Genomic DNA, 20,569 nt, shown 5'->3' with positions numbered 1-20,569 from the left:
AAAAATCTATATCATAATCCGGCTGTTGACGCCACTGCTAATCTTATTCCATTATGCTGTTTGTGTGAAGAATTAATTTTTTCAGACGATTTTAAGAATGTTGATGTATTATTCCCCGGGGGGTAGTTTTATGTCGAAAAAAACTGTTGGTCAGCTTCTTAAAGAACTCGGATATGTCACCGAGGAACAGATTCAGGTCGCTCTGGAGGTTAAGAAAATCAGAGACAGACTGCTCGGTGAGATACTCATTGAGCTGTCGTTCGTTTCGCCCAGAGAGATAGCCCTTGTTGTTGCGAAGCAGTCGGGCAGACCATACATAGATATAAATGAACATCCGCCCTCAAAGGATGCCCTGCGACTTTTCGACCGCAGTATCGCAAAACAGCTTGAGATAATCCCTCTGGAGAACAGGCCGGAAAAGCTCGTTGTTGCCGTTGCCGACCCCTTCAACATCAACACAATAGACATCCTTAAACGAAAGGCCGGAAAAGAGGTGGACATTTATGTCTGCGACCGTGACTCCATCCTTAAGAACATTGAGATAAACTATTTCCTGCTGGAAAAACCCATCGAGGAGGAGATAAGCAAGATTCTGCACAGGTTCGTCAGCTCCGGTTCATCGGGAGAGATCCCCCAGCTGCTGGAGCACATCCTCAACAGTGCGATAATCACCCGTGCAACGGACATACACATATCGCCTGAAGACATCGCAACCCACGTCTTTTTCAGGGTTGACGGCATCCTCCGCCACACTTTCGTTTTTCAGCGTGAACTTCACAACCCCATTTCATCCAGAATAAAGATCCTTTCTAACATGGACATCGCCGAACAGCGTCTGCCGCAGGACGGTTCCATGACACACACCTTCTTCGATGAGAACTTTGACATCAGGGTTTCAACGATCCCCACCATCCACGGCGAAGGTATCGTTATGAGGGTGCTCAGCAAGAACGTTTCGCTGTTCAACCTCGACAGTCTGGGCTTTGAAAAGCCTACACAGGCAAGGCTTGAGAAACAGCTTGCCCGTCCCCACGGCATCCTTCTGGTCACAGGCCCCACGGGTTCTGGTAAAACCACGACCCTCTACGCCTCCTTAAGAAAAATAAACTCACTTCAGCGAAAAGTGCTCACGGCTGAAGACCCCATAGAATACAAATTCCCGTTCATAAAACAGACTCAGGTCAACGAAAAGGCGGGCTACACCTTTGCCCGTGCAATGAGGGCGTTCCTCAGGCAGGACCCCGACGTTATCCTCCTTGGCGAGATGAGGGACGAAGAGACCGCAGAAATGGCCATGCGTGCGGCCATCACAGGTCACCTCGTGCTCTCCACCCTCCACACGAACGACGCAGTCACTGCCATCCCCAGACTCCTGGAGATGAACATCAAGGACTATATGATAGCCTCCGGTGTGGGGGGCATTCTGGCGCAGAGACTTGTGAGGAAGGTCTGCATCTTCTGCCGCAAAGAGGCGAGCATGAAGGGGTCGGAACTGCTCAAAATGGGCATACCCGAAGACATGCTGAACAGAAACGGAATCTCCGCCGAGTTTGATGTGAACTACATGCGGGGTGAGGGATGCGAAATGTGCAAAGGCACAGGCTATTCCGGCAGGGGCGTCATAAGCGAGCTTCTGGAGATCGACGACGAGGTCGGCGACCTTATCGTGGCAGGCGCATCTCCCTTAAAAATATATACAAAAGCGGTGGAATCCGGTATGATCCCCATACTTGAATCAGGGGTTCTTAAGATGCTGAAAGGCATCACCACCCCCGAAGAGATTTTGAGGGTAGCTCTTTAATGCAACTTTATAAGATCAGGCTGCTCGATTCCAACGGAAAGGTTCTGACCAAGATTGTGGAGGTGGATCGGGACGAGGACATACAGTCGTATGTCGCCGGTTTCGGAGCCAACGTAATAGGTGTGTCGAAACTTCCGCCCTATGCAAAACTTCTGCGTCGCAAACCTAAGATAAAAACCTCGGAGGTTGTCGAAGTCATAGACAACCTGCACATGATAGTCAAATCCGGCATGCCCGTTAACTCAGGCCTTATGGATCTGGCCGCCGACAGCGACAATCCCGCCATGGCAGACATGCTGAACGACCTCAGCCAGAGGGTTCAGTCCGGTCTTACATTTTCAAAGGCAATGGCGAAATACGAACACGTTTTCACGGGAATGGTTGTGAACCTCATCCGGATCGGAGAGGAGACGGGACAGCTTGACAACACCCTGAAGAACGCCGCAGAACACCTGAAAAAAATATCCGACCTGCGCACCAAAACAAAATCAGCGCTCATCTATCCCTCGTTCGCCTTTGTGGCGATGATTCTTGTCATGGTCTTCTGGCTCATAGTGGTCATGCCGAAGATGATCGAGGCTTTCAAATCGTTCAACATAGACCTGCCGCCGACAACCAGATTCATAATGTGGCTTTCGGACTTCCTTCAGAGCTATATAGTTTTCATAGCTGTTGCAGTGGTGGGGATGATCATTCTGAACACTTTTCTGCGCAAAACAGCTGTGGAATACAGGTTTGCCACCGACAGGCTGATAACCAGACTCCCAGTGTTTGGTCACATCGTAAAAAATTATAACTACGCCTTCATAGCGGAATACATCAGGCTGATGATATCCGCAGGTCTGCCGCTGTATACCGCCCTTAATATAATGGAAGAGAGCCTTCCGAATCTGGTCTATAAACGCTCCATAGGCTCCGCAAGGGACATGATAGCCAGCGGAAGGTCATTCTCCGCCGCACTTGCCGAGCAGAAAATGTATCCCAAAATAATCACCAGAATGGTGGGTATCGGCGAGCAGACGGGTAATCTGGACAACCAGCTCGGCAACGTCTCCGAATACTACTATTACAAAGTTGACACCATAGCCAACAACATCTCAAAGATGATAGAGCCGATAGTGATAGGCGTTGTCGGGGTGTTTATGCTGGTTATTATGATAGGATTGATGGGGCCTATTTTTACCCTCATCTCCTCCATGCCCACATAATCGGCGGTTATATACGGCGCATTACTTCGTCAGCTTCTCCTCGGAACTGCTCACATACCGGCGTGTATGCTCGCAGCCCTCTCGTCAAACCTTCCTTGTACTGCTTGCATCTAACCGCCGATGGCTGATGTCGGACGAATCGGTTCTAAGCAGAAATTTGGCGGTTATATACGGCGCAATACTTCATCAGCTCCTCCCAATTCGACAATTAGATGAAAGTGGACTCATACAGCCTTCGTCACTCTGAACGAAGTGAAGAGTCTCAGGCGCAGAGATTCTTCGTTACACTCAGAATGACTGTTTATGCCGTTTTGAGCTATTGATTGAAAAAGCGTGTAGCCATAAATAATTACGCTGACAGGTCAAATTAACATAATTACTTTGCGATTAACGCTTTATTTCAGGCGTTGACAGCGGTATTATTTGATAAGTGTAGTAATTTAAGGTGGAGCAATGGTGAAGTTTGTCCTTCTGATCCTGATTTCTCTGACCGCTGCCGCATGTACGGTTAAATATGAAGTTCCGTATCAGGATATCCCTGTCTCGGAGCTGCCGGCGGTCTATCCCGCCCAGAAACTCGGCATAAAGGCGTCTCTTCTGCCTATTGATGCCAAAGTACCTTCGCAGAAAGTTCTCAACAACGGCTCCGGTATAGAACAGCTCATCATAACCCCCATGACACAACAGATAAACAAGGCCGCAAAAGACACCATGCCTCTGTTCTTTGCGGAGACAGCAGAGGTTCAGACACCATCTGCCGATAGAGGTCTGATAATCTCTCCGGAGCTTCAGGATTATGATTTCAACACCACCGTAAGAGGTTTCAGCACCTGCGGTGTGGCTCCGAAAATTAACCTCCGCATCCATTTCATGGACAACAGCGGAAGGGAGATATACAGGTCGGACACCGTTTCCTCTGTTCCCGTTATTGAGGGGAACTGCATGGATTCGTCTGGAATGAGCGAGATATGGAACAGGCAGATATACAAGGCCGCAGCGGATGCTCTGGCTAAAGGGTTCAACGGGATGACGGGTTCATACGCTCTTAACAGCTATCTAAGCGGGGCACAGTCCGCCTCACCTCAGCCCGCACCGAAGTTTGCGCCGGAAGGTGTAACGGACAAGGACAGGCTGAGAGCCGCCTTTGAGAGCGGGGCTATAGATGCCGCTCAGCTGAGAAGAGCCATAGATGAACTCGGAGGGGAAAGATCCAAACTTCTGGACTCCTTCCTTAATGGAAACATTGACCCTACTAAATTCGGGGAGCTTTACTGATGAAAAAATTCAGTTTTTTTGCAATGGCAATATTGATGATGCTCACATTCGGGTGCGCAACCCGTTCTGACATCCCCATGGTCGAAAACACAGCCGTATCTCCGGACAGGGTTGCGGCGGTGAACCTGCGGGCGGGAATAGTTCTGCCGGATGAAAACATGGTTAAGACCAAAGTCAGCGGAAGCTACACAGAGACTATCCCTGCCGGAAAACAGATAAGGAGCATGGCGAAAAAATACTATCCCTATGCTTTCTCATCGGCCGTTGTGGTTCCCGCGGGCAGTTTTCCCGAAAGTGTGGACGTTCTGATATCCACCGATATTCAGGATTACTCCTATGAAGGTGTTCAGGTTGCGGCGGGATTCGGACTTAAATTCCGGCTGAATCTCGGCGTTAAGGCGGTTATCACCGACAGGAACAGAATGACGGTATGGGAGACCAGCGCCAGAAGCGTTAAGGAGAGCAGGGCGGTAGTGTCGCCAGTGATACCCGTTGAAACCCTCAAAGCAGAAGTGCTTTCCGCTGCTATGGCGGAGTGTTTCCGGAAAATAAACGAAGATATATCCCTTTCGGGAGAGCTTCAGACATATGCATCGAACATGAAAAAACAGACGGCTCCCTCAAGACCCCAATACGCACAGCAGCAGGCTGCTGTCGTTCAGCAGGTTACGGCTAAAGTCGGCGGCGGCGGATATCTGGGTGTAAACATTCAGGCCATAAGCACAGAAAGGCAGACGGCAGTGGCAAGGTATACAGCCATGCTGGGCAGAACCAGAATGGGGCTTGCCGGAGTGGAGGTTGTGGGAGTGGCACCGTCCAGCCCTGCGGAAAGAGCGGGACTGCATGTGGGCGATATCATAGCCGATGCGGGCGGAACCCTTGTATCCTCGCCGGAAGCTTTCGTAAACTTTATAAACTCACAGGCTCCTCAGTCAAAGCTGACCTTATATGTCATAAGAGACAACAGACCGAGCTATTTTGATGTTGTGCTGGCTTCGGCGGCTGATCCCAAAGCTCCGCCGGTTCAGCAGGCTGCTGCTCAGAGAGAACCGGAGAAAACAGCTTCCGAAACTGATGAGAACCTGCCTCCGCTCAGGGAGGATGCCTATGCCGTCGTGATAGGAATAGACTACGGCGGCAGAAAGGACATACCGGGGTTGAAATACGCATCGAATGATGCGCAGGACGTTTATAACCTCCTCACCGACAGAAGATACGGCGGTATACCCAAGGAGAACACAGTCCTTCTGCTGAATGAGAATGCAACCAGAAACAGCATGGTCGCCGCAATCCGCAAGATAAGGACGTGGGACGGATATATATATGTATATTTTTCAGGGCATGGTGCACCCATCACCTCCGGTGACAAGGTCACAGATGCCGTTATAGTCCCCTACGACGCAGTGATAAGCGATCCCGATTCGCTGGCGGATACAGCGGTTAAAATAAGCTATCTTGAAAACATGGTGGACACTTCCAACGCAAAAGGGGTCATGGTGGCTCTGGATGCCTGTTTCACAGGAAGCGGAAAATCCATCACAGCCAAGGGCGGAAAACCCATAGTGGGAATGATGGCCGCACCCGATCTTTTCAGGACAACAGGTTCCGGCAGGGTGATAATAACTTCGTCCGCCGCAAACCAGCAGTCATGGGAGGACGACAGCGAGTACAGGTCGGGTATATTCAGTCACTTCTTTAAGGAGGGACTGAGAGGCAAGGCGGGAAAAGGTGTCTGGGTGACCATAAACGATATAGCGGACTATATTAAGAGCAACGTTGCCAAGACAGCATTCAGGCTGAAAGGTCAGGAGCAGGATCCGCAGGTTGTCGGCTCAGGCGATTTCACCGTCGGCCGCAACTGGGAACAGTACAGGCTGATAGACGAGGAGACAGGGCGGAACAAGCTGAAAGGGCTGTTCGAAAAGGGTCTGATAAACTCGACACAGCTTACTAAAGGACTTGAAGAGCTTAAAAAACCTGTGAAATCAAAGCTGATGGACGCTTTTCTGAAAGGCAGGATAGACGACAAGAGTTTCGGTGAGCTTTACTGATGAAGACGATACTGATAGCCCTTCTGCTTCTTATTTCTGCGGGCGCTTTTGCCGCAGAGCCCCCCATCACGGTGGAGTCGGAGGGTACATCCGTTATGGGTGATGCCGATACTATAAAGGAGACGTACACCCGTGCGCTGAACGATGCACAGAGGAACGCTCTGGAGACGGCAACGGGGATTTTCATAAAGACAAGAAGTCTGGTGCTTAACAGCCAGCTGGCGGAAGACCTGATATACACTGCGGTCAAGGGCAGGATAATAAAATACGACATTCTCTCGAAAGGGTTTGCCGCCGGAACGGACAGGGAATACGTGGTTAAGATAAAAGCGGTGGTGGAGCCGTATCATCCGGAGAGAACAGGCGGTTTCAGCGTCGATCTGGCTCTGTCTAAAAGCGAGCTGAAAGCGGGCGACATAATCTCCATGAGCTATAAAGTGACGGAGGACGCCTACGTCTATCTGTTCTCAATAGCCGCCGACGGTTCGGTTACACTGCTTCTGCCCAACAGCGTTCAGCGGAACAATTTTGCAGAAAAGGGAAAGACCTACGTTTATCCCGACAAGGATTCTAAAATAGTTCTGACTGCACAGCTTCTGCCGGGCTTCAAGGGGAAGTTCGCCGAGGAGCGGGTGAAGATAATTGCATCCAAAAGGAAGGACGATCTGCTTACGCTTGGCTTTCAGGAAGGGATGTTCATAACCTATGACGCATCTTCAACGGGGATGATGAACGATCTTGTCCGCAGGCTTAACAGGCTTGACCCGTCGGAATGGACGGACAGTACCGTTACATATAAGATCAGTAATTGAGTTCCAGCAGGAAGGGGAAGACCTTTAAAAGATAAACGCTGAGGGTGTTCATGCTGTCGGTGGCCATGAGCAGACCGATGATTATCAGCAGAACGCCCGAGACCTTTTCAACTATCATGACAACTCTGCTCGCCTTGCGCACTGTTGAGAACACAAAGCCGACCGCCAGTGCGGAGAGCAGAAAAGGGATCCACAGACCAAAGCCGAAAACCGCAAGCATGAGTATCCCGCTGGAAACGGTCTCTTTTGCCGCCGCCAGAGACAGGATGCCCGCCAGAATGGGGCCTATGCAGGGTGTCCAGCCGAAAACGAACGCCACACCCAGAAGAAAGGCGTTCACAAAGAAGGGAGTGCCGCTTTTTGAACTGTAGTTCCATTTTTTATGCATCATCAGCTTATTTATGCGAAGAACTCCGAGCATGTGCAGACCGAGGACAATGATGACCACTCCGGCAACCCTGCCGATTATGAGCTTATATTCTTTAAGAAACATACCTATCTTGGTTGCGCCGGCACCCAGAAGAACGAACACCAGCATGAACCCAAGTCCGAAAAAGACCGCTCCGAGAAATACTTTAAACTTTGCCGATTTTTTGTCGCCGGATGTAAGGGTTTCGATGGATTCACCCGACATAAAGGAAAGATAGCCGGGCAGAAGCGGCAAAACGCATGGTGATAAAAAAGAAAGTACACCGGCGATGAACGCCGTGAAAAAAGAAACATTGTCCATTTGCTTTTTTACAAATTTTTACTTGATTAAGCAATGAATTTTTCACATCATAGGATGTCTTATAGAGCATAGGAATTATGACATAATAAAATATAAAAACGAGGTCATGATGAAAAAGTCGTACAAATTTATTTTAGCAGGCGTTGTGTTTGCCTGCGTAATAGGTTGGCTGCTTATGTCGAGCTTCTCGCAGGACAGCGTCTATTATCTGGAAGTGCACGAGATAACCAAGAACCCCGACAAGTACAACCAGAAAGGAATGAGAGTTACAGGCAACGTTGTGAAAGGTACCATCACTCAGGATTATAAAAAACAGTATCTTCTTTTCACAATTCAGGATATACAGGGTGAACCTGACACCATTCAGGTTGAATATAACGGAATAATCCCCGATACATTCAAAGAGGACATACACGTCATCGTTGAAGGCAAATACGACAAAGAAAAGAAATTGTTCAACGCTGAAACTGTTTTGACAAAATGTCCGTCAAAATATGAAGCGGAACTTGAACAAAAAGCAAGCTAGTCTGTCTGTGTTTAGTTGAAGGTCATTTCGAAATTAATTGAAATTTGAAATACCTTTAGCGCAACGGTGCTTTCCGTTGCCTTGAAAATGGCTCAAAGTCGTTTTTAAGTCGATATTATGGCGTGCTTTATTCCAACACTAAAGGGAGAATTATGGGACAGTTAGGTAATTTATTCCAGATTCTGGGTCTCGTATCAGGCTTTGCCGCTTTCGGCATGTATGTCTATGCGATGCAGACTCAAAACAAGTCCACTGCCAAAACAGCGGACATGATCATGATAGGTCAGCTGGTTGCTTTTTCTCTTGCATCCTGCGTGCTTATCTACGCTCTTGCGACAGGCTACTTCAAAATGGAGTACGTCGCACAGTATACCGACCTCAAACTTCCGTTTATCTATAAAATAAGCGGCTGGTGGGCAGGACAGGCAGGCTCGCTCCTCTTCTGGGGATGGCTTGTGGCTGTTTTTGCGGTTATCGAGATCTTCCGCACCAGAAACTACGACACAAAATACAGGTCTACGGTTCTTGCGGTATCCGCACTCACATCAACCTTTTTCCTGATACTTACAATTTTTGTAACAAACCCTTTCAAAGAGCTGGATTTCTTCCCCGCAGACGGAATGGGAATGAACCCCCTTCTGCAGAACCCCGGCATGCTGTATCACCCGCCCACCCTTTTCCTGGGCTATGTGGGTTATACCATCACAGTGGGTCATGCTTTTGCGGCACTTTTCAACAGAGATTCATCATCAAACTGGTTTGTTGATACACGCAAATGGACCATCATCACATGGGTATTCCTTACCATCGGTATCGTTCTCGGCGGCGAGTGGGCATATGTTGAACTCGGCTGGGGCGGATACTGGGCATGGGACCCTGTGGAGAACGCATCTCTGCTTCCCTGGCTTACATCAACTGCTCTGCTTCACTCCGGTATGGTGTTTGAGAGAAGAAACAAGCTTAAGATATGGACGCACATGCTTGCGCTCATTTCTTTCCAGCTCTGCCTCTTCGGAACTTTCATCACCAGAAGCGGTGTTCTTGATTCGGTTCACTCCTTTGCAAAATCATCGCTTGGATACTTCTTCCTTGCGTTCATAGTGATAACTTCGGCTGTCTTCCTGTACTACCTGTTCAAGATGATAGACGAGCTGAAAGACAAGGACGAGCACCAGTTCAGCTTCCTTTCGAGGGACGGAATGTTCTTCCTTGCGAACTGGTTCTTCCTCGGACTCACAATAGTTATCGGTATCGGAACCATGATGCCCATCATTTCAGGCCTCATTCTTCCCGATAAGATCACTGTGGGAATCCCCTACTTCAACAAGGTTTCAGCTCCCTTCTTCGTGCTTATCCTGCTGGCAAGCGGCATTGCGCCCCTGCTCGGCCACGGAAAGGCCGAAACGAAAGACCTTGTTAAAAAATTCGCACCCTCCGTTCTCGCTATGATAGCGGCGGTTGCTGCTCTTGTTGTCACAGGCCACACTCAGCCCCTGCCCATTCTGCTGACCGGTTTCACAACCTTCTCGCTTGTTGCGATCCTCGTTTCGGTTATAACAAACGTTAAGAAGGGCGGCGTTAAGGTTCTTGTTAACAACAGAAGATACTACGGCGGTCTTATAATCCACCTTGGCGTGGTTATGATGGCCTACGGTATCATCGCTTCATCCTTCTACAACGATAAAAAAGACGTCACCGTTGCTCCCGGCGAAAGCTTTGAGTTCAGCGGATACACTCTGAAAGTGGGCGAGCTTGCCGCAGAAGAGAGAGCTAACTATGTGGGCGTATACGCTCCCGTGACAGTTTTCAAAAACGGCAAAGAGCTTATGACGCTTGCTCCCGAAAGACGTTTCTATGAGAAGAACGAGCAGGCTTTCGCTGAAGTTGCCATCAGCTCCAAGCTCCATGGCGACCTTTACCTGATTCTTGCCAGCTACTCGAAGACCGAAAACTTTGTGGGAATACAGGCCGTGTTCCAGCCCTTCATAGCATGGGTGTGGATAGGCTGTATCGTAATGGTTATCGGCGGACTGTACGGTGCGACAGGCGGGAAAAAGAAGAATGCCTGAAACTCTGGTAGAGTTTAAAAAAGTAAATAAAAAATACGGACACATCCACGCTCTGCGGGATGTGTCCGTTTCCCTTAATAAGGGTGAGTTTGTCAGCGTTTTCGGCCCTAACGGTGCGGGCAAATCCACCTTTCTTAAACTTCTCTGCACTATGACCGCCCCCACAAGCGGCCAGATACTCTATGAAGGAACTCCGCTGAACAAACTGGAAGACAGCTTCCGCAGCCGTTTCGGAGTCATCTCCCATCAGCCATTTCTTTACAGCGAACTTACTGCGATGGAAAACCTGCGCTTTTATGCAAAGATGTACGGAGTGCAGAACATCGATGAACGAATAAAGGTTCTTCTGGACAAGGTCGAGCTTTATAAACGCCGCAACGACAGAGTGCGGGGCTATTCCAGAGGGATGCTCCAGAGGCTGTCCATCACAAGGGCGCTTCTGCACGACCCTGAAATCGTTATCCTTGACGAGCCCTACACAGGGCTTGATACCCACGCATCGGACATCCTGACACGTATCCTTGTGGAGCTTTTCGATGAGCACAAGACCATCATGATGGTCACCCACAACATGAAACAGGGCTACGATGCCGCATCCAGACTGGCGATAATCAAAGGCGGCCAGCTGGTTTTTAACGAAGAAAAAGCAAATATAGGAATAAATGAGTTCGAGGAAAGATATATCGAGGCGGTGAGCAGATGAGATACCTGAATACCATTTCGGCCATCCTCCGCAAAGATATCCTCCACGAACTTAAATCCAGAGAAATAGTCGTTTCCATGCTCCTGTTCTCCGTGCTCACTGTTGTGGTTTTCAGCTTCATCTTTGAGCCTGGCTCACAGTTTAAAAACGAGGTCGTGGGCGGAATCCTCTGGATGTCGTTTGTTTTCGCCGGAATACTGGGGCTTAACAAGTCCATGATGAGCGAGATCACAGGCGGGAACTTCTCCGCTCTGCTTCTTGCCCCTGTGGACAGAAGCGCAATATTCTTCGGCAAGGCCGTCAGCAACTTTCTTTTTATCCTGCTGGTGGAAATTTTCACCCTCCCGCTGTTCATGGTGCTTTACAACGTAAACGTTTTCGCAAACGGCCCTATGCCGGTAGTTATCTTTCTGCTGGGCACATACGGCTTCGCCATCCTTGGCACACTGTTTTCCATAATCTCCGTAAACACCAGAACAAGGGAAGTAATGCTCCCGCTTCTGCTTCTGCCTATAATCGTTCCCATAATCCTGTCGTCCGTTCAGGCTCTGAATATCTACATTCTCGGCCACGATCCTGCGGATGCCGGAAAATGGCTGAAGCTTCTCGTTGCTTTTGATGCTATATTTACGGTGGTGGTATTCGCCGTGTTCGATTTCATAGTAGAGGACTGATATGAAGTTACAGAAAATTCTGGACCTTGCCGCCATTGTGCTTATCATTGCGGCACTTTACATGGCATTCATGTTTGCTCCGCTGGAGAAGGTCATGGGTCCCGTGCAGAAAATATTCTATTTCCACGTGGCTTCCGCATGGATCGCATTTTTTGCGTTCTTCGTTACGTTCGTTTTCAGCATCCTGTTTCTGGTGAAACAGAACTATCTGTTTGACGACATAGCGGAAAGCTCTGCGGAGATGGGCATCATCTTCTGTACGATAGTGCTCATCACAGGGCCTATCTGGGCAAGACCCATCTGGGGCGTGTGGTGGACATGGGATCCCCGTCTGACCACAACCACGATCCTGTGGTTCATCTATGCGGGCTACATCATGCTGCGCAAATTCATCGAAGAACCCGACAAAAGGGCGAAGTTTGCGGCGGCCATAGGTATCATCGGTTTCATAGACGTGCCGATAGTTTTCTTCTCTATCCGCTGGTGGAGAACAATCCACCCCAACGTGGTTCAGAAGGGCGGCGGCGGTCTGCATCCGGACATGCTTAAAACAATGCTTTTCGCACTGTTGGCATTTTCCGTTCTTTATGCAGCTATGATGCTTAAGAGGGTGCGCATTGCGTCCCTGACCAGAAGAGTTGATGCTTTAGGAGATAACAATGGGTAATTTCACATATCTTTTCGCAGGTTACACAGTGATTTTCGTACTTCTCGGAGGCTATTTTTTCAGCCTCGGAATAAGACTTAAAAACCTTGAAGACAGGGTTGAGTCACTGGAAAACAAGTAAACAATAAGGCCGGACGATCGTCCGGCCTTTTTTATGCCTGCTAATACAGTTTTATATCAATATATTTTCTGTAATGTTCAAAATCATTATCGAGCGTATATATGGGGACATTGTGTCCTGCGGCTGCCGCACATATCAGAAAATCAGTGTGGGAGCCCTGAATTCCGTTTGAACGGCATGTGTTTGAAAATTCTGCGGCCAGTTCGTAAATGTCAGTGGTCAGAGGCAGGTCTTCAAAAGCTCTGATTTTAGTTTTAAGAAGTTCAAACCTCTCTTTTGAGGAGATTCCTGATAGTATTTCCTGCCGGATAGCACCGATGATAACGGCTCTGGAATCTCTGATGAGTTCGGAGAGTTTAGCGACTGTTTCGATATCAGAACCGGATTCCGGTTTTTTGCGTAGGGCAAGTGACCAGACTGATGTGTCCACAAGGATTTTCATTTGCGGTTTCTCAGAGCTTTATAATCATAATCCTCGTCATAATCTATGGTTCCGAAGAGAGGAAGAATCTCTTCCTGCTTTCTTTTCAATATAAATTCTTTAAGGGCAGTATTGACGGTGTCCTTTTTCGTTTTGAGACCGCTTATTTTCTGTGCTTCAGTAAGAAGTTTGTCATCAATAGCCAGATTTGTCGCCATATGATCCTCCTTTAAGCTAATCTACACAATATAATGTGTAGATTCAAGTGTAAAGTATTACTTTATCATATAGCTTCTGAGAACCAGACGTCCGGTCAGTATTGCAGAGGACATCACCACGCCCAGCATCAGCAGAAAAGTGTTCCAGCCGAAATTCTGATATACCAGACCGGGGAGAACGGAGCCTATAGCCCCGCCTGAATAGTAAAACGCAACGTACAGTCCGTTTGTGACGCCTTTATGTTTCTCGGCTATCTTGTTGACATATCCCGCAGCTGCTGTGTGGGACATGAACATGCTGGCGCAGAAAAGGAACATGCCGAGGAACATCAGCTTTGTGTCGGACGAGATGAAAAGCAGAAGCGACACAACGAACATTGTCAGTCCGGCAAAAACCGTCCTCAACTCCGAGCCGAGGAGGCGGATTATTTTCATTATATTCACCGAAACCAGAACACCCATAACATATCCTGTGTACATTATGCCAATGACCATCTCCCCTGCGTTGGGATCAAGCTGGCGCAGGCGGAACGGCACGAAGTTAAGGATTGCGGCGAACATGAAGAACATGAAAAAAACCATGATGTATACCATCAGGAAGAGCCTTTGGGAGAGTATCTCCTTTGCGGCCTGCGGATCCATCTTTGTAAGTGTGGCCTTGTTGTCCGGCAGTGAGCGGATGAGGTACACCGCAACAGCAAGGCTGACCCCCAGAATGACGAACATTGTGCGCCATCCGGCGTAGTGGGCTATCATTCCGGAGAAAAAGCGTCCTGCGAACCCACCGAAGATGGTGGCGGCGATGTATAAAGCAATATTTTTCTGAACGTCGCTCTTTTCGGAGGTATCCGAGATGTAGGTCATGATGCCTGTCAGCACGGCGGGAATGGCACAGCCCTGAAGAAAGCGGGCTGCAACCAGCAGTGCGAAAGTATTCGAAAAGAAGAAAAGGAACTGGCAGACGCACAGGAACGCCAGTGAGTATATCAGAACTCTTCCTGCGGACACGGACTCAAGTATGTAACCGTAGAACACAGGAGCTATGGCAAGAGGAGCCATGGTTGCTGTGGTCAGCAGAGATGCGGCGGACATTGAGAGTCCGAACTCCTCGGCTATGATCGGCTGAACGGGCTGCGGCGCATACAGTGACGAAATGGTCATCACTGTTGCGAACATCAGAATCAGAAACTCTTTTCCGTTCTTCATCTATAGGCTCGCTGATACTGGGGCGGAATAGGTGCTTCTGCGCCCAGCTCGCGGGCTGCGTGTATCGTCCACTGATGGTTGGCCAGATGTCCCCTGCCTATCATCACTATGTCGGCTCTGCCTTCGGCAACGATGTTTTCAGCATCCTGTGCCTTGGTGATAAGTCCCACTGCGGAGACCGTCATCCCTGTCTCTTTCTTTATCTTCTCTGCGAAAGGAACCTGAAATCCGGGGCCTGCGGGTATCTTTGCCAGAACAACTCCGGAGGTTGAAACGTCGATGAGAGCAACGCCGAGGGGTTTCAGCATGTTTGCAAGATCCACTGCGTCTTCGGGTTTAAACCCGTCCTCAAGCCAGTCCGTTGCGCTTATACGCACCGAAAGAGGTATTTCGGAGCCGACGGCAGACTGAACGGCTTTAACTGTCTCAATAAGGAACCTTGCCCTGTTCTCGGGTGTTCCGCCGTATTCGTCCTCACGCCTGTTTGACAGGGGCGATATGAATTCGCTCAACAGGTATCCGTGGGCGGCATGAAGCTCGACTATCTGCGCTCCCGCACGCACAGCCCTCATGGCTGATTCTGCGAATTTTTCGGTCATGTCGTGTATCTGCTGGATGGTCATGGATTTCGGTATCTGGCAGTTTTCGTCAAAGGGGATAGGGCTTGGGGCGAGGAAGTTTGTCCAGTCATTCAGAGGTTTGCCGCCGAGCCAGGGTTTATCTGTACAGGCTTTTCTGCCTGCGTGGGCTATCTGAATTGCGGGAACCGCACCCTGAGACTCTATGAAAGAGAAGATGCGAGCCAGTTTGTCCGCCTGAGTGTCGTTCCAGAGACCCAGATCATAGGGGCTGATGCGCCCTTCGGGAGAGACGGCCGTCGCCTCGATTATGACCGCTCCTGCGCCCCCTGCGGCTATGGAACCGTAATGGGTTAGATGCCAGTCGTTTGCCAACCCTTCGCTTGCGCTGTACTGGCACATGGGCGGAACAACAACACGGTTTCTGAGGGTGACTCCGTTAAGAGTGACAGGTTTAAAAAGTTCAGACATAATAACCCCCTTAAGACTTAACAATATTACCTTTTAATATTATATCTCAAGCTGTTTTTTTATGTGTTGAACTTAAAGCTCTGAAGGTGATATAAACTTAGGTGCGTGAGGTGATTTGACATGCTTTATGAAAAACTTCTGAAACTTGCGGTGTATACTTCCAATGAACAGGATCTGCCCGATCCTCTTTTTGAAAAGATAAGCCTGATCTGCGAAACCAAAGGGTTTGATGATGCTCTGATCCGTGAGCTTATCGACCATCTGGAGAACTATGAGCCCTTCGGCGACGTCGGCTGCGGGAATCTTTTTTCCAGTACAAAGCAGGTTGAGCAGTGCGTGGCCAGAATACTTAAAGTGGTCTAACTTTTACGCCAGACGATGATTGCGCTTCTGTAGCGAACTGTTTCGGTATATGTTCCGTCAGCATTGCGGAACTTTTCCAGATTTCTGCGGACAGTCTCTTCGTCCGCATCCGGCGCATCCAGCCTGAGTGCGTTCAGGGTGCTTTCCGTCAGCTCGTCCGGATTTTTTGATGAAACCCATTCCCCTTCAACGATTTCGCATTTATAGCTTATCCCGTTTTCCTCAAGCCATGCACGCATCTTGTGGGCATCGGAGAAGCTCTTGGGAGTGATATTGAAGATGGGGTAGAAATGTTCCAGAACGTTCGATTCACGAAGTCCGTCAAATCCCATGTAGACAACTGTTTCCGAGGCGTAGTCGTGGAGTTTTTTTCTGGCTTCGGATGTGCGCAGGGCAGGGGACATGGTGCAGAAGGCTATATCAAACCGCTTTGAGGGTTTGTAGTCGTTCCAGTTGGAGCATACGATGGAAAGATTGTTTATCCCGTTGGCTTCGGCATCAATACGCAGGAAGTGAAGCATCTCTTCGGAGATATCAACACCTTCAACGGATGCTGCCTCCTGAGCGATATGCAGGGTATACATGCCTGTGCCGCATCCTGCATCTATGACCGTCTTACCTCTGAAATCAACGCCCATGCCTTTCATTCTGTCAAGAATGCCAAGCTCATAGTTTCCGGCGACGTTCTCATATCTGGGAAAATTCTGTGCTCTCTTTTTCCAGAACTCCAGCTGTTCCTTTCCGCCTAAATGTTCCATCATTCCCCCCTGAAAATAAGTGCGCCGTATCGGCAGTACGGGATACACTTCCCGCACCCTGTACATCTTGCGGCTTCGATGTTTACGAGTTTTCTGTTGGTTTCGCTGTCTGTATCCAGCGAAAATGCCCGCTCCGGACATTGCGTCACACATGCGCCGCATCCTCTGCATTTCTCTTTTAAAACCTGAACTGTTATCTTTGCCATCAGTCATTCTATACAATTGCAGCATACTATTGCAATAAGAAGCGGCAGGACTAGATTCTAAATAAACGTCTGATTAACGAGGGGAGACCATGAGTCTTAGATTTATCATATTCCTTAGCATTTTCGCCCTTATAAACATATATGCCTTCTCCAGAATAATAACCCGCTGGCAATGGGCAAAGGATCATTTGGTCATTGCATGGCTGTTTGTGCTCCTTATATTCATGCTGGAACTGCTCGCCCCAATAGGCGACAGGATGTTTCTGCCGAAACTGAAAGACCTGCCCGGAATGACTTGGCTCTATGTATCCGCCAACTGGGTTTCATACACTGTTTTCGGCATGGTGACCCTGCTTGCGGCATACGGAATAGTTACAGACGTGGTCTCGGTGGTCTGGAAGTTCATAGCCCCTCCCACTGAGGCTGTGGATATGGAGCGCAGGGTGCTTCTGACCCTTGGAGTTCTCACTGTGGGTTCCACAGTGCTGGGCATAGGTCAGGCGCATGCGGAGCCTAAGGTAAAAGAGGTCAAGGTTCCCATAAAAGACCTGCCGGAGAGTTTTGAAGGATTCCGCATAGCTCAGGTGTCTGATCTCCATGTGGGCCCTACCATCGGCCGCAGGTTCACGCAGACGGTGGTGGACAGGGTGAACGCCCTTAATGCCGATATGGTTGCTCTGACCGGAGATTTCATCGAGGGGCACGTAAAAGACCTTCGTGAGGACACAGCACCCCTTGCGGAGCTGAAAGCCGCCCACGGGGTGTATTATGTCACAGGAAACCATGAGTATTACTGGGATGTCGCCGGATGGACGGACGAGTTTGAGAAGATGGGATTCAGCGTGCTTATCAACAGGCATGAAAAGATAAATGTTAACGGCGACGAGATAGCCATCGGCGGGGTGAGCGATTACTCCACAAGGCACTATGGCAAGCTCCACGCCTCAAGCCCTTCAAAAGCCTTTGAAGGTGTTCCGCAGGATATGACAAAGATTCTGCTGGCGCATCAGCCCAACAGCTATAAGGATGCATACGATGCGGGGACGCACCTCCAGCTTTCGGGGCATACCCATTCGGGGCAGTATTTTCCTTTCAGCCTGCTTATTCCGTTCTTCCAGAGATATTATAAAGGGCTTAACCGCCATGAGGATATGTGGGTTTATGTGAACACCGGAACCGGATACTGGGGGCCGCCCATGAGGACGGGAGTGCCTTCGGAGATAACTCTGCTGACACTGCACAGGGCATAGTTAAATGAGATTGCTTCGCCTCCGGTTCGCAAAGACGAAATGCTGTCTCTGCGAGGACGTTAGGACGAAGCAGTCTCATTCTATTTTTATTCAGCTAACAGTTTATTTATGGATTCTGCGGCTTTGCGTCCTTCGCCCATGGCAAGGATGACCGTCGCCGCACCAAGAACAATGTCTCCGCCTGCATAGACCCTTTCCATAGAAGTTTTCTGGTCGCCGCTGACGAGGATGTTGCCCCATCTGTTAACGTTTATCTCAGGTGTAGTCTGGCTTATCAGTGGGTTGGACGAGTTGCCCAGAGCCATGATAACGCTGTCCATCTCAAGGATGAACTCGCTGCCCTTTATCTCAACAGGCTTTCTTCTGCCGGAATCGTCCGGTTCGCCAAGTTCATATTTCAGACATTCCAGACCCGAAACCTTACCGTCGGCATCGCCTATTATCCTTTTTGGGTTTGTGAGGAACAGGAAGGTGATTCCCTCCTCTTTGGCGTGGGCTATCTCCTCACGGCGTGCGGGCATCTCCTTTTCGGTTCTGCGGTAGATGACGTAAACCTCTTCCGCACCAACTCTGAGAGCCATGCGAGCCGCATCCATGGCAACGTTTCCGCCGCCCACGATTGCAGTCTTCTTGCCTGTGAAGATGGGCGTGTCGGCCTTGTCGGGAGTATATGCCTTCATAAGGTTTGCACGGGTGAGGAACTCGTTTGCTGATGAAACGCCCACCAGTCCTTCGCCCTCTATGTTCATGAAGTTGGGCAGACCTGCGCCGGTTCCTACGAACACAGCGTCAAATCCGTCTTTCTCAATGAGGTCGTTCAGCTTTCTTGTGCGTCCCACAAGAAAGTTCTTCTTAATGGTGACACCCATTGAGAGGAGGTTGTCTATCTCTTTGTCAAGAATCACTTTGGGCAGACGGAACTCTGGGATTCCGTATATCATAACGCCGCCCAGCTTGTGGAAGGCTTCGAAAAGCACGACCTCGTGGCCTGCCTTGCGAACGTCGGCCGCCGCTGTCAGTCCTGCGGGACCTGAGCCTACGATGGCAACTTTTTTGCCTGTTGCGGGAGCAATTTCGGGAAGCGACATTTTGCCCTGTTCCCTCTCCCAGTCAGCAACAAAACGCTCGATGCGGCCGATGGCCACTGATTTATCAAAGTCTTTCAGCGATTTGCCCACCGTACATTCCGCCATGCACTGGGTCTCCTGCGGGCAGACCCTTCCGCAGATTGCAGGGAGCATGCTGGATTTTTTGATGATGTTCACTGATCTCTGATAGTCGCCTTCGGCTGCGGCCTTTATGAAACCGGGGATGTCGATCTCAACGGGGCAGCCCTTTATGCAGGGTGCGTTTTTGCACTGGAGGCATCTTTCGGCCTCAAGTTTCACCTGCTCTTCAAAATAGCCTATCGCCACTTCCTGAATGTTCTTGGCACGGACAGCCGGCTCCTGTGCGGGCATCTCCTGCATGGGGATGGCTATCCTGTCCTTGGGCTTTATATTGGAAAAATCTATTTTTTCAATGAGTTCCTGCGCCTCTCTGCGCAGCTGTTCTGCGGGTATGAATGTCATTTGCTCTGCTCCTGAAGTTCGTCCACCGCCTGCTGAAGGCGGCATTTGTGGTTTGCTTCCTGTTCCTGCGGCTTATAAGAGCGCAGACGGAGCATCATGTTGTCGAAATCCACCTGATGGGCGTCGAACTCGGGGCCGTCGACGCAGACAAACTTTGTCTTTCCGCCAACGGTCACACGGCATCCGCCGCACATGCCCGTTCCATCCACCATGATGGTGTTCAGCGAGGCATAGGTTGTCACACCGAAGGGGCGTGTGGTCTCGGCGCAGAATTTCATCATAATTGCGGGGCCGATGGCAACCGCAAGGTCAACTCCGCCCTTTTCGCATATCTCTTTCAGAGGTGCTGTGACGAGGTCTTTGCGTCCGTAGGAGCCGTCGTCGGTGCAGACGATGAACTCGTCCGCAATGGCACGCATCTCCTTTTCAAGGATAAGCAGTTCCTTGTTTCTGGCTCCGATGATAATGATGACCCTGTTTCCGGCCTTTTTCATTGCCTGAGCGATGGGGTGCAGTGGCGCAACGCCGATGCCGCCGCCGACACAGACCACCGTGCCGAAATTCTCGATATGGGTGGGCATTCCCAGTGGCCCCAGAACATTCTCCACAACATCTCCCGCATTCTTCTGCGCCAGTTTCAGGGTGGACTTGCCGACCACCTGAAAAATGACCGTTATGCTGCCTGCCGTTTCGTCGGCATCGGCTATGGTGAGGGGAATCCTCTCGCTGTAGTCGCTGTCCGCCTGCAAAATGACGAACTGTCCCGCTTTTCTCTCCCTTGCTATTTCCGGTGCTTCGAGTCTGAGCATGAAAACGTCTCTGGAGAGCTGAATCTTTTCCAATACTTTGCTCATTTTTTACCTCTGGTCTTGTTCTCAAGACAGCTAATT

The 20,569-nt window shown here is 49.7% G+C and carries 22 protein-coding genes; 13 read left to right on the top strand and 9 right to left on the bottom strand.

The window, feature by feature from the left end; all coding sequences use genetic code 11:
* Nucleotides 1-130: 130 nt before the first annotated feature.
* The 5 genes from C8D98_RS11510 to C8D98_RS11490 all read left to right on the top strand — a co-directional run bounded on the left by C8D98_RS11510 (nucleotide 131) and on the right by C8D98_RS11490 (nucleotide 7,147).
* On the top strand, nucleotides 131-1,801 hold the full coding sequence (locus tag C8D98_RS11510; protein WP_132874308.1) for a GspE/PulE family protein: 1,671 nt from the start codon (nucleotides 131-133) through the stop codon (nucleotides 1,799-1,801).
* The gene (locus tag C8D98_RS11505; RefSeq protein ID WP_132874307.1) at nucleotides 1,801-3,009 is read left to right on the top strand and encodes a type II secretion system F family protein; all 1,209 of its coding nucleotides are present in this window, start codon (nucleotides 1,801-1,803) and stop codon (nucleotides 3,007-3,009) included. The genes C8D98_RS11510 and C8D98_RS11505 overlap by 1 nt, the downstream gene beginning before the upstream one ends.
* Before the next feature lie 453 nt (nucleotides 3,010-3,462).
* A complete protein-coding gene (locus C8D98_RS11500; RefSeq protein WP_132874306.1) occupies nucleotides 3,463-4,284 on the top strand; it encodes a hypothetical protein in 822 nt (273 codons plus the stop codon).
* Nucleotides 4,284-6,335, top strand: a complete 2,052-nt coding sequence (locus tag C8D98_RS11495) for a caspase family protein (RefSeq protein WP_132874305.1) — start codon at nucleotides 4,284-4,286, stop codon at nucleotides 6,333-6,335. The genes C8D98_RS11500 and C8D98_RS11495 overlap by 1 nt, the downstream gene beginning before the upstream one ends.
* Entirely contained in the window at nucleotides 6,335-7,147 is an 813-nt protein-coding gene (locus tag C8D98_RS11490; protein ID WP_132874304.1) for a DUF4384 domain-containing protein, read from the top strand. The genes C8D98_RS11495 and C8D98_RS11490 overlap by 1 nt, the downstream gene beginning before the upstream one ends.
* Here the strand turns inward: C8D98_RS11490 and C8D98_RS11485 are convergent.
* Entirely contained in the window at nucleotides 7,137-7,877 is a 741-nt protein-coding gene (locus C8D98_RS11485; protein ID WP_132874303.1) for a cytochrome c biogenesis CcdA family protein, read from the bottom strand. The two genes, C8D98_RS11490 and C8D98_RS11485, sit on opposite strands and share 11 nt — an antisense overlap.
* A 109-nt stretch (nucleotides 7,878-7,986) precedes the next feature.
* Here C8D98_RS11485 and C8D98_RS11480 point away from each other — a divergent pair, with 109 nt between their 5' ends.
* The 6 genes from C8D98_RS11480 to C8D98_RS11455 all read left to right on the top strand — a co-directional run bounded on the left by C8D98_RS11480 (nucleotide 7,987) and on the right by C8D98_RS11455 (nucleotide 12,637).
* The gene (locus C8D98_RS11480) at nucleotides 7,987-8,403 is read left to right on the top strand and encodes a cytochrome c maturation protein CcmE (RefSeq protein ID WP_132874302.1); all 417 of its coding nucleotides are present in this window, start codon (nucleotides 7,987-7,989) and stop codon (nucleotides 8,401-8,403) included.
* Nucleotides 8,404-8,555: 152 nt separating this feature from the next.
* Nucleotides 8,556-10,472, top strand: coding sequence for a heme lyase CcmF/NrfE family subunit (locus C8D98_RS11475; RefSeq protein WP_132874301.1), 1,917 nt, complete (start codon nucleotides 8,556-8,558; stop codon nucleotides 10,470-10,472).
* Entirely contained in the window at nucleotides 10,465-11,175 is a 711-nt protein-coding gene (locus tag C8D98_RS11470) for an ABC transporter ATP-binding protein (RefSeq protein ID WP_132874300.1), read from the top strand. Before C8D98_RS11475 ends, C8D98_RS11470 begins: the two co-directional genes overlap by 8 nt.
* On the top strand, nucleotides 11,172-11,849 hold the full coding sequence (locus C8D98_RS11465; RefSeq protein WP_132874299.1) for a heme exporter protein CcmB: 678 nt from the start codon (nucleotides 11,172-11,174) through the stop codon (nucleotides 11,847-11,849). The genes C8D98_RS11470 and C8D98_RS11465 overlap by 4 nt, the downstream gene beginning before the upstream one ends.
* Nucleotide 11,850: 1 nt before the next feature.
* A complete protein-coding gene (gene ccsA, locus C8D98_RS11460; protein ID WP_132874298.1) occupies nucleotides 11,851-12,516 on the top strand; it encodes a cytochrome c biogenesis protein CcsA in 666 nt (221 codons plus the stop codon).
* The gene (locus tag C8D98_RS11455) at nucleotides 12,509-12,637 is read left to right on the top strand and encodes a CcmD family protein (RefSeq protein WP_132874297.1); all 129 of its coding nucleotides are present in this window, start codon (nucleotides 12,509-12,511) and stop codon (nucleotides 12,635-12,637) included. Before ccsA ends, C8D98_RS11455 begins: the two co-directional genes overlap by 8 nt.
* A 40-nt stretch (nucleotides 12,638-12,677) precedes the next feature.
* On the opposite strand, the gene vapC is transcribed toward C8D98_RS11455, so the two are convergent.
* Genes vapC through C8D98_RS11435 form a run of 4 tightly spaced genes read right to left on the bottom strand, consistent with a single transcriptional unit; the run spans nucleotide 12,678 to nucleotide 15,531 of the window.
* Nucleotides 12,678-13,079 (bottom strand): type II toxin-antitoxin system VapC family toxin, encoded by a 402-nt coding sequence (gene vapC / locus C8D98_RS11450; protein WP_132874296.1) that lies wholly within the window; start codon nucleotides 13,077-13,079, stop codon nucleotides 12,678-12,680.
* The gene (locus tag C8D98_RS11445; RefSeq protein ID WP_132874295.1) at nucleotides 13,076-13,276 is read right to left on the bottom strand and encodes a type II toxin-antitoxin system VapB family antitoxin; all 201 of its coding nucleotides are present in this window, start codon (nucleotides 13,274-13,276) and stop codon (nucleotides 13,076-13,078) included. Before C8D98_RS11445 ends, vapC begins: the two co-directional genes overlap by 4 nt.
* A 57-nt stretch (nucleotides 13,277-13,333) precedes the next feature.
* Nucleotides 13,334-14,482, bottom strand: coding sequence for an MFS transporter (locus tag C8D98_RS11440; protein ID WP_132874294.1), 1,149 nt, complete (start codon nucleotides 14,480-14,482; stop codon nucleotides 13,334-13,336).
* On the bottom strand, nucleotides 14,479-15,531 hold the full coding sequence (locus C8D98_RS11435) for an NADH:flavin oxidoreductase/NADH oxidase (RefSeq protein ID WP_132874293.1): 1,053 nt from the start codon (nucleotides 15,529-15,531) through the stop codon (nucleotides 14,479-14,481). Before C8D98_RS11435 ends, C8D98_RS11440 begins: the two co-directional genes overlap by 4 nt.
* Before the next feature lie 120 nt (nucleotides 15,532-15,651).
* Between C8D98_RS11435 and C8D98_RS11430 the strand changes: the two genes are divergently transcribed.
* The gene (locus C8D98_RS11430; RefSeq protein WP_132874292.1) at nucleotides 15,652-15,894 is read left to right on the top strand and encodes a GSU3529 family protein; all 243 of its coding nucleotides are present in this window, start codon (nucleotides 15,652-15,654) and stop codon (nucleotides 15,892-15,894) included.
* Here C8D98_RS11430 and C8D98_RS11425 read toward each other — a convergent pair.
* Both C8D98_RS11425 and C8D98_RS11420 read right to left on the bottom strand, forming a co-directional pair.
* The gene (locus tag C8D98_RS11425) at nucleotides 15,891-16,652 is read right to left on the bottom strand and encodes a class I SAM-dependent methyltransferase (RefSeq protein ID WP_165871305.1); all 762 of its coding nucleotides are present in this window, start codon (nucleotides 16,650-16,652) and stop codon (nucleotides 15,891-15,893) included. The genes C8D98_RS11430 and C8D98_RS11425 overlap by 4 nt on opposite strands.
* On the bottom strand, nucleotides 16,652-16,858 hold the full coding sequence (locus C8D98_RS11420) for a 4Fe-4S binding protein (protein WP_132874290.1): 207 nt from the start codon (nucleotides 16,856-16,858) through the stop codon (nucleotides 16,652-16,654). Before C8D98_RS11420 ends, C8D98_RS11425 begins: the two co-directional genes overlap by 1 nt.
* Nucleotides 16,859-16,947: 89 nt before the next feature.
* Here C8D98_RS11420 and C8D98_RS11415 point away from each other — a divergent pair, with 89 nt between their 5' ends.
* On the top strand, nucleotides 16,948-18,108 hold the full coding sequence (locus C8D98_RS11415; protein ID WP_132874289.1) for a metallophosphoesterase: 1,161 nt from the start codon (nucleotides 16,948-16,950) through the stop codon (nucleotides 18,106-18,108).
* 86 nt (nucleotides 18,109-18,194) lie between these two features.
* Here C8D98_RS11415 and gltA read toward each other — a convergent pair whose 3' ends face one another.
* Together gltA and C8D98_RS11405 are read right to left on the bottom strand one after the other, a co-directional pair.
* Nucleotides 18,195-19,679, bottom strand: a complete 1,485-nt coding sequence (gene gltA, locus C8D98_RS11410) for an NADPH-dependent glutamate synthase (protein WP_132874288.1) — start codon at nucleotides 19,677-19,679, stop codon at nucleotides 18,195-18,197.
* Nucleotides 19,676-20,533 (bottom strand): sulfide/dihydroorotate dehydrogenase-like FAD/NAD-binding protein, encoded by an 858-nt coding sequence (locus C8D98_RS11405; protein WP_132874287.1) that lies wholly within the window; start codon nucleotides 20,531-20,533, stop codon nucleotides 19,676-19,678. Before C8D98_RS11405 ends, gltA begins: the two co-directional genes overlap by 4 nt.
* Nucleotides 20,534-20,569 lie beyond the last annotated feature (36 nt).

Origin of the sequence: Seleniivibrio woodruffii (assembly GCF_004339245.1) — a bacterium.
Classification (GTDB): domain Bacteria; phylum Chrysiogenota; class Deferribacteres; order Deferribacterales; family Geovibrionaceae; genus Seleniivibrio; species Seleniivibrio woodruffii.
Note: the sequence above shows the minus strand (reverse complement) of the source record. Positions and strands in the feature narration are given on the sequence as shown.